Raw genomic sequence first — 8,923 nt, 5'->3', positions numbered from 1 at the left:
GGACTCTTCATTGATAGAATTTTTGTTAGCATCCGAAGATGATAACTGGATGTTTCTATCTCTGCGAGTGTCCACACAGATTTGCTTGATACTTATTTTTAAAGAACATTGTGCTTTATTAGCACCCCGCGAAGCATTCTCTTCAGCGGGTCAGGGCTGCGTATTCTACGCATTTCCCTGTGGTCGTCAACAACTTTTTTTAAAGTTTTTTTCGACCGTTTAAAAGTGAATCAATTTCGCTTTTAAACCCTAACTCGTTTTGCTTTGAAACTCTCGATAATCTCGCTTGTTTCGCCGCTGTGCCGTGTCAGTGGTGGCGCATTATAGGGAGCTTAGAATTTTGCGCAACCCCTTTTTGAAAGAAAAATACGATTTTCTTTTTACTCGAACAAAATAAGCACAACCCGACTATTATTCACACCAATACTGTATATTTCCTGTCAAAAATGAATATTTCTTTTCTATCTAATAGTCGCTATCATCAATAGTGATGTTTTTTCATGCTAAACGGACTTTGGATAACACCTCATGCGACTTTTATTGATTTCAGTGTTTGCTCTTTGCTTCTACTCTTTTTTAAGTAATGCAGCTGTAATTTATAAATGGGTAGATAAAGATGGCATTACCCACTTTAGTGAAGTACCACCTAAAAGTGTTGAGTTTGTGAAACTCTATTCCGAAGATATTGAACCTGAAAAAATTGGTAGCGTTTCTTTATCTAAAGGTAAGGATGAAGCAAAAGCTACTGAGTCTGAAATGATTAAACAGCAAAAAGCGCAGTCTGAAGAAGTATGCAAACGAGCTAAGTACAACTTAAAGTTACTACAAACTCATACTCGTTTGCTTAGAAAAGACCAAAAGACCGGTGAATCTGTTTCTATAACGGAAGAAGAGCGCCAAGCTTCTATCAAACAGGAACAAAAGCGTATCAATGCCTTTTGTGCAACGAAGTAACGACAGTTTTGTATGTCGATCTTAACTCACTTTGGCCTTAAGCTGGTTTACAAAGCTAGATAAGTAAGTAACACCATTTCGCATCAATGCTGGCTGTTCATCCATTTCGATACTGAGTAAAAGGTTTTTAACTTCAAGCCCTAATTCTGTATCACCTTCTATGGTCAATTGTCTTTGAAAGAATAAAGTATCTGGATCTTCTTTACCTGCCGCAACGTCAATCAGTGCATCTGAATTTGCGCTAAAAGTTACATCCGCTTGTTGAGGCTGTCTGAGCAACCATTGCCCATCGAAACTCACATCAAAGTTAAAATTAAAGTCAGTTACTTTGATTGCAACCCACTTACCCTCTAGAAACTCCAACACTTCATCTTCCATTTGTTCTTTTAATAGATGGCTTAGCACTTCTTTGATCATCTTTTGCTTGATGCTAAATGGAATGAGGGCGTGCGCCTGCTTCCCAACTTGTGGGATTCGAATAAGAAGTTGCTGTGCAACGGAAGAGGGTAACTTTGAAAGCATGCTTTACCTGTATCTCATAGTTGTATTGGTAGAAAGTGTAGCCTTAATTTATCCAGCGAAACCTGTTCTACATCAATTCTTGTAAGATCAATTCCCATTAAACTGCTTGGATTTTAAAATACTTGAGAAGTTTACTATGGAATTGCTTTGCCCCGCAGGCAACTTAGCCGCACTCAAGACTGCATTTAATGCTGGCGCCGATGCTGTGTATCTTGGTTTAAAAGATGATACTAATGCCCGTTCCTTTGCAGGACTTAATTTCAGCCCCAAAAAGTTACAGCAAGCGATATCGATTGCTAAGCAAATGGGTAAGCAGATCTTCCTTACTATTAACACCTTTCCAAAACCTACTGAAGAGCACCGCTGGTATCAGGCTGTTGATATGGCGGCTGACTTAGGTGCTGATGCGTTAATCGTTGCCGATCTATCCCTATTAGATTATGCCCATAGCAAGCACCCACAATTACCGCTACATCTATCAGTTCAAGCCAGTGCGACTAATCTAGGTGCTCTGACGTTATATAAAGAAGAATTCAATATTGAGCGCGCGGTACTTCCTCGGGTGCTTTCTATGAAGCAAGTACGTGATCTGGCCAATATAAGTCCTGTCGACTTGGAGGTATTTGCCTTTGGTAGCTTGTGCATTATGGCTGAAGGTCGCTGCCATTTATCTTCGTATGTCACAGGCCAATCACCTAATACTGGTGGTAGCTGCTCTCCTGCTCAACATGTGCGCTGGGAAGAAAAAGGCGATAAACAATCGACACTACTCAATAACGTTTTGATTGATAGCTCTTCTAAAGATGAACAAATGGGCTACCCCGTCGTTTGTAAAGGACGCTATCAAACAGAAGAACAAGAAGATCCAGAGTTTATATTGGAATCTCCCACCAGCTTAAACACCTTAAGCTTGTTGCCTGAATTAGGGAAAGCAGGCATTGCCTCATTGAAGATTGAAGGTCGCCAACGAAGTCCAGCTTATGTAGAGCAAGTAACCCGCGTTTGGCGTAATGCTATTGATACTTACATGGCATCACCAGAGTCATACCAATGCCGTAATGAGTGGAATGCCGCTTTAGCCAAAGTGTCTGAAGGGCAAACCACCACACTAGGTGCTTACGAGCGTAGTTGGCAATAATGCAACCTAGAAAAAGCAGTTAGACGATTAAAGCAGTTTAAAAATATTTTACCTAAAAGAACTGAAATTCTAAGCATTCTTATACTTGTTAAAATTATCGCTAGCGGCGTTACGAATCTTACAGGTAAGAACCATTACCTGTTGCGATTCAAGCCTTGCGAGCAACAATTTTTCCTACGCCTAAGAAAGCTTCTAACTACTTCTTCTAGGTTCCGGAGAAAAAGCAAATGAAAATCAGTTTAGGCCCTCTTCTATACTTTTGGCCAAAAGAAAAGGTATTCGAGTTTTACCAAAAAGTGGCACAAAGCTCTATTCCAGTCGTGTATTTAGGTGAAGCGGTATGCACTCGTCGCCGCCAGTTAAAGTTTAAAGATTATTTAGAGCTTGCCACCATGCTTAAACAAGCCGGTAAAGAAGTCATTATTTCTACTTTGGCTCTATTAGAAACGCCTTCGGAATTTACTGAACTTAAACGCCAAATCGAAACCTGTGGTTTTGAAATCGAAGCTAATGATCTAGCCGGTGTCCACGTAGCTAAAGAAGCCCATATTCCATTTACCTGTGGCACCAGTATTAACAACTATAACTTAGCCAGCTTAATGAAAATGCACCAGTGGGGTATGAAACGCTTTGTCGTTCCTGTCGAACTATCAAAAGATTGGTTAAGTAAAGTCATTGTTAGTAACGGTGGAACATTACCGTTTGAAGTTGAAGTTTTTGGTCATGGTCATGTTCCACTCGCTCATTCTGCTCGCTGTTTTACTGCTCGCCATAAAGGTATCGCCAAAGATAATTGTGAGACCGTTTGTATCAAATATCCAAAAGGTTTATTGACTCAAACTCAAGAAGAACAACCACTATTACGTTTAAACGGTATTCAAACTCAAGCGGCGGCTTGTACAGATTTAAGTGATGATATTGAAGATATGAAAGCTATGGGGATCACCCACTTCAGAATATCTCCATCAAGTATGCGCAGTATTGAACTTGCTGAACGGTTAATAAAAGGTGAAGCGATAGAGAAACCATTAAATCCGTGTAACGGCTATTGGAAAGGCGAAGCTGGAATGGAACTCGCTTAAACAAAAAGGGCAGAACCTACGACTCTGCCCTTTTTTAGATTAATTTAACCTGAGCTCTGTATAAAGAAATCAGTACTGTTTTGTTTTTAAAAATAAAATATAAATTTAATCTACAGTGCTGCTAATTTTGTGTAGTTCAAGGCAGAACAGTTCGTAATAGTCTGCCTATTTCGGGCTGTTCTAACGCAGAAATACGCATAAGTAGCTGTGCTGTAGAGGTTTGCTTATGCAGAGCTCAGGTTAATTTAGCTTGTTCTTTGGCACTTCTGTCAAATATTCGTTTAATGTATTGATGAGTTTATCAAGCACATAAGGATCACTATTTGCATGATCGAAACTAATGCTTAAAGGAACTGAAAGTACGCCGTTGTTGTTTCTTCTTTTACCGAAGTAGAACATTGGTCTGCCGGTTTTTATTCTATTACGATGTAAATTCAGTGCCGAGAAATCTAAGTTTGGCAAGTTACCGATAAACGGGCAAAGTGCCCAAACGTCTTGAGGCAAGATTTCTAATTGTTGATCTGTATCATCAACAGCAGCTCGATAATAGCTAGCAAACTCTTTCCAGCTCATTGAACTTGTGTCTTCCAACACAACATCTTTAAATCTTAGATCTCCACCAACAGCTATTGGAGTGAAAATAGGTAAATTATCGAAACGATACCACTCACCACCAATATTACGGCTTGAGAAAGTCCATTGTGATTTTAACGCTCTTGCTAAACACCAAATCATAAAACCTTGAAATGAGGCTCCATGCTCATGCTGGTAATGAAGTTCATAGTTCTCACGAACTTGAGTGATGTTCAAATCAATGGTCATTGAGATATATGGGTCTGTGACATGTTCGTCATTATGGAAATATTCCATCGCCCATTTTTGATAGTAACTTACTTCCTGTTCATTTAATTTCTGTCCATGATAATTTTTTAAAATCTGTTCTAGGGTCATTATCAGTTTTACTTTTTCAAAGTTTTTATCACAAAATATCTTCAATAAATAACAACAATGTTTCCATTAACACAATATTGTTATTTTGACCGTGATCTTAATCACTTCAGGCTTCAAACAAATCGTACCAGTGATATTTTGTGACCATTAATCCTATACCGCATGTAATGAATAATTTACAAACAAGAAACTAAATTAACAATTACAAAGACTTTCATAACAGTGCATTACTTAAAAGAGCTGCTCATCTATTGGGGTTATCAAAAAAACACTTATAAGTTATAACTAAAAACCAGTTGCAAACATCGTATTCAGTCATCCTTCATTATTGAATAGCTAATCCATCATAATTGGTTGAAAATAAAGAATTAGTTAAATTTAAATGTTAATCTAGCAACAAATAACCAACAAAAATGGATCTTGTGATGGATAAGGATATTGTCCAATTAAGAAGTGAACTAAGGGATATTAAAGCTGAGTTTTCTGAAAAAATCAGCAGACTAGAGCACAAAATCTCAACCCTGAGTGAAACGGATATTTGTGCTAATCCTGATGATGCATGGCAAAAACCTTCTCCTCAACCCGAACAAGATAATATTGCCGTTTCTTTGCCTAAAAATCGCGAAACTAAAAAACAGACATTATCCTTCGATTTTTTGTCATTTCTCCGTCCATTATTTGCGATTTTGTTTGACTGGTTTCACCCTGTCACTAATGTTATTGATTCCTACAAACGCAAAGGTCAGCTTCCTCTTCTTATTCTGACTCTTGTCGGAATTGCTCTTGTATTATCAGGGTTTGGCTATCTCATGCAGTGGCTGATTGCTAGCCTAGGGACAGGAGGAAAGTCGTTATTAATGGGAGGCGCAGCGATATTCGTCATTTCCCTCGGCTTCATTATCCGTAAGCGTACTCAGTTCGATGAATTTGCCAATACAATTATTGCGCTAGGGCTTTTAATCGGGTTTAGCACCATCTACTTCGCAGGCAGTGTTTATCAGTTATTTTCTAGCAGTATTGTGCTGGGCTGTTATTTATTTATCCCATTCGTTAGCCATGTTTTAGCCTACCACCTGAATACTAAAGTGTTAACCACCGTTGGCTTGGTTGGTTTTACTTTAATGCCGATGCTTTCTGGCGGGGTATTTTTTGATCCTACCTTTTTTCTATTATCTCTTTTAGCACTCAATATCAGTAGCTTGTGGCTTGCATCGCGCATGCTTATTTCTTGGCTTCCATTGGTGTGTTTGGTGTTTTCGGTAATAGCCATCGAATACGCAATTTTGAATTACCAAACGATGCCATCTTCCTTATTAATAAACAGCTTTTATTGGGTATTTTCTGGTGCATGGCTGATAACAGCAGTAAAGCACCAACAAGTCACCGACAAGCAAGTTCATCTACTACTGGCCATCATTGCTGCCAATATTACATTACTGCTCCAATCTGATATGTTTTCAGATCTCGAACTCACTCTTTGTTTAAGTTTGAATGCGTTTCTGTTTGGCAGTATCGCACTGTTCAATAAACCCAAACTTAATGAAACCATTCGACTACTCGTTTGGCTAACCTCTGCAGTATGGCTTGCATTAGCGATTATCGCTTGGTTTGATGCTCAATATTGGGGGATAGCTTGGGGAATTGAGGGAATATTATTTCTGGTTATAGGGAGTAGATTCACTTCTATTTCTTTATTACGTGCAGGGCAAGCATTAACCACACTCGGCATTACGACTTGTTTAATCGCATTAGCACCATATTTTCCTTTACCTGCAATACAAAGTATCAGCGGCTGGTTACTCATCGTGATAGTCGCAGCGCTACTCGGAGTTTGGCTGAGGTTACAAATTAACGCAAAATCATGGAGTGATCACTTCAGCGTTCGCTTTCTCTTACCAGCACTACAAATACTGGAAGCAATATGGTTAGTGAGCATTGCGTTAGCTGTCATGGAGTTATTCTTAGGTAAATGGTATGGCGCATTTGTCATTCCGTTGCAATTTTGCTTGCTTTGGCGTTCGCGACATTGTGCTCACTCTTGGCTAGATGGGCTAGCTGTTTTAATAACTTTCTACCCTCTGGCCATTATTCAGCTTTCAATTTTAGAGGTAGATAGTTTCCGGTTCACATTACTGCCTGACTATGGCAAAGCCGCTGTGATTTCATTGTTTGCCCAACTTTGGCTGTGGTCTGAGTTTTATCGCCGTTATGAGCCAAAGCATAAATTTAAACCGCTTTCTGAACATGTTCGAATTGTATTCTATGCTTTGCTTCCCGTTTGCTGGTTAAGCTCAGCATTCCGACATTTACAAAACGACATTTTCACCATCTTGTGGGTATCACCACTGCTGGCATTATTTTTATCCCATAAGATCAAAAATCGTTGGTTGGATATCGAAGCGAAAGCTCTATTAATACTATCGGCTATTACAGGTGTATTACTGATAGAAGAACAGACAATAGTATATGGCTCGATTGGTATTATTGGCCTTATGAGTGGTTATTTTATTGGTTACCGCTATTTCGCAAAACGTAATCAACACGCAACCCGATCCTTTATATTAGGGTGTAGTTTAGTCAGTTTAAGCTTTGTGGTTTCCATTTTCATTGGCGAACTGACCCAAAGTTTTTGGATTGGTTTTAACCTTTTTACCCTTTGCTGGCTACTGGCCTTTTACGGGTTAAATACATTTCATCAGTTAAAGAAACATCAGAACATGATATGTGTGTTTTTGTGCCTTATCCTAATCTCAACGTGGGGATTGCTGCTACTTGACCACCACTATGTGAGCGTCCTTATTTTAATACTCGTAACTTTGATTGCTAGCTACCAAAAACACTTTAAAGACACCTTATTTGGGCAACTTGGTAAGTCGCATAATAAGTTAGTGTTAAATACATTGCTAAGCATCAGCTATTGTTGTTTGGCTATCGGCTTGCCTTTTAGTAACTCACACTTTTTGATCGCCCCATTATTCGTGGCGCATGGCATCACCCTATTATTCATGATCGAGCGAAGCACAATAAACATTCGTTACAGCTTTGCTTGTATCTTTATTGGCATAACAAAAATTGCATTGCTGGACGCCAAAACTGAATTAATTTGGCAAAAGTTTGTACTATTTATGGGAGTGGGAGTTGTGTTATTGGTGTCAGCTTTTGTGTATCAAAAGTTACAGCCAGTAGAGGTTGACTAGTAGATACTTAAAAGGGGCAAATGCCCCTTTTAAATTGATTATACCAATCTGCATTCAATAGTGATCGCTCAGCTGCTGCTAAAGGCTTTCAGAGCGAGACGCAAGTTTGAAATACTATCGGGATAATATAAAAACTTGCAACGAAGCTATGGAAGCCTTTAGCACAGCCCTTCGGGAGTGTGCCAGAGGCCCAATTACTGTCAAAATTTCTTTGCCATAGAATGGCTATGACTGCACAAATTTTGTTTGTACTTGAACCACTGGCATCACTCTGAGTAGATCACATTTGAGTGCAGATTGGTATTATTTGCGATAACTAATTTCAACTTTAGTCATGCCTTCTTTTTGAGCATATTTTTCACCACGAATATCCTCAATCATGACATGAGGTGTCTTGGTGTAATGCTTAAAGTCTTTTAGGAAATCGAACGTATCGCCAGCACTTTCTAAATAGATGATGCCATCGTCCATCTCGAAGCGCTTGTAATTTGGTACCTTAGAAGCATAAAAGTCGATGACTTTGTCAATCGGTTCATCAATGGCAATGACAATAACAGGTAAACTGTCTTGTCCCATTCCATCTGGGAAGTGGCTGATCACTTTATGGCCTGGATATAAAGGTAAAGGGACTTCACTAGGATCAGCATATTCAGCATGCATTTTTAAAGCTGTATTGATGGTATCGGCCAAATATTCGAGCGAATCATCAGCCGCCGGCTCTTCTTGTTCACATTGGTTGATCTTATTTTCTGAAAGATTGAGTTCGGATTTAAGCGCATCCATCACGCAATCACCATAAATTTGGGCGTACTCTTCAAATTGGTCGTGTGAAATGTCAGCAGGAACTTTGGCTTGACACGCAGGCTTTGCAGCATTTAGCGCCTGTTCAAATTGACCTTCTGTTATTCCCAAACATTTTAATGAAGTGGTTTGCTTTAAAAAAACAAAGTTGGCATCCATCATATTCATTAAGCTTTGCCTTGGTGAAGCCAAGGCTAAAGATGAAGCGGAAAGTGTCAAACCCACTACATATGTAATAAGTTTCGTCCTTGAAGTCATAACATTCCCTTATTTATTTT

8 protein-coding genes are annotated in these 8,923 nt (G+C 39.1%); 5 read left to right on the top strand and 3 right to left on the bottom strand.

Features of this window, described 5'->3' with window-relative positions:
* Window positions 1-223: hypothetical protein (locus D5018_RS21985; protein ID WP_207819283.1), on the top strand; the 223-nt coding region annotated here is incomplete at its 5' end.
* Window positions 224-528: 305 nt separating this feature from the next.
* Entirely contained in the window at window positions 529-954 is a 426-nt protein-coding gene (locus tag D5018_RS11555; RefSeq protein ID WP_121839162.1) for a DUF4124 domain-containing protein, read from the top strand.
* A 21-nt stretch (window positions 955-975) separates the two neighbouring features.
* Here the strand turns inward: D5018_RS11555 and ubiT are convergent, their stop codons facing one another.
* Window positions 976-1,476 carry a ubiquinone anaerobic biosynthesis accessory factor UbiT gene (gene ubiT, locus D5018_RS11550; protein ID WP_121839161.1) on the bottom strand — a complete coding sequence of 167 codons (501 nt, stop codon included), beginning with the start codon at window positions 1,474-1,476 and terminating at the stop codon, window positions 976-978.
* A 136-nt stretch (window positions 1,477-1,612) separates the two neighbouring features.
* Between ubiT and ubiU the strand changes: the two genes are divergently transcribed.
* Window positions 1,613-2,614 carry a ubiquinone anaerobic biosynthesis protein UbiU gene (gene ubiU / locus D5018_RS11545; RefSeq protein WP_121839160.1) on the top strand — a complete coding sequence of 334 codons (1,002 nt, stop codon included), beginning with the start codon at window positions 1,613-1,615 and terminating at the stop codon, window positions 2,612-2,614.
* A 227-nt stretch (window positions 2,615-2,841) separates the two neighbouring features.
* On the top strand, window positions 2,842-3,696 hold the full coding sequence (locus D5018_RS11540; RefSeq protein ID WP_121839159.1) for a U32 family peptidase: 855 nt from the start codon (window positions 2,842-2,844) through the stop codon (window positions 3,694-3,696).
* Window positions 3,697-3,936: 240 nt separating this feature from the next.
* Here D5018_RS11540 and D5018_RS11535 read toward each other — a convergent pair whose 3' ends face one another.
* Window positions 3,937-4,647, bottom strand: a complete 711-nt coding sequence (locus D5018_RS11535; RefSeq protein WP_121839158.1) for a CatA-like O-acetyltransferase — start codon at window positions 4,645-4,647, stop codon at window positions 3,937-3,939.
* Between the two features lie 425 nt (window positions 4,648-5,072).
* Here D5018_RS11535 and D5018_RS11530 point away from each other — a divergent pair, with 425 nt between their 5' ends.
* Window positions 5,073-7,844 (top strand): DUF2339 domain-containing protein, encoded by a 2,772-nt coding sequence (locus D5018_RS11530; protein ID WP_165905047.1) that lies wholly within the window; start codon window positions 5,073-5,075, stop codon window positions 7,842-7,844.
* A gap of 303 nt (window positions 7,845-8,147) precedes the next feature.
* Here the strand turns inward: D5018_RS11530 and D5018_RS11525 are convergent, their stop codons facing one another.
* Window positions 8,148-8,903 carry a hypothetical protein gene (locus D5018_RS11525; RefSeq protein WP_121839156.1) on the bottom strand — a complete coding sequence of 252 codons (756 nt, stop codon included), beginning with the start codon at window positions 8,901-8,903 and terminating at the stop codon, window positions 8,148-8,150.
* Window positions 8,904-8,923 lie beyond the last annotated feature (20 nt).

Origin of the sequence: Parashewanella curva, assembly GCF_003675895.1 — a bacterium.
GTDB lineage: Bacteria > Pseudomonadota > Gammaproteobacteria > Enterobacterales > Shewanellaceae > Parashewanella > Parashewanella curva.
Note: the sequence above shows the minus strand (reverse complement) of the source record. Positions and strands in the feature narration are given on the sequence as shown.

What these genes read in the sequence shown, in the direction of transcription:
- ubiT (WP_121839161.1), bottom strand. Translation starts at nt 1,476, where the DNA reads ATGCTTTCAAAGTTACCCTCTTCCGTTGCACAGCAACTTCTTATTCGA.
- D5018_RS11555 (WP_121839162.1), top strand. Translation starts at nt 529, where the DNA reads ATGCGACTTTTATTGATTTCAGTGTTTGCTCTTTGCTTCTACTCTTTT.
- D5018_RS11540 (WP_121839159.1), top strand. Translation starts at nt 2,842, where the DNA reads ATGAAAATCAGTTTAGGCCCTCTTCTATACTTTTGGCCAAAAGAAAAG.
- D5018_RS11525 (WP_121839156.1), bottom strand. Translation starts at nt 8,903, where the DNA reads ATGACTTCAAGGACGAAACTTATTACATATGTAGTGGGTTTGACACTT.
- ubiU (WP_121839160.1), top strand. Translation starts at nt 1,613, where the DNA reads ATGGAATTGCTTTGCCCCGCAGGCAACTTAGCCGCACTCAAGACTGCA.
- D5018_RS11530 (WP_165905047.1), top strand. Translation starts at nt 5,073, where the DNA reads ATGGATAAGGATATTGTCCAATTAAGAAGTGAACTAAGGGATATTAAA.
- D5018_RS11535 (WP_121839158.1), bottom strand. Translation starts at nt 4,647, where the DNA reads ATGACCCTAGAACAGATTTTAAAAAATTATCATGGACAGAAATTAAAT.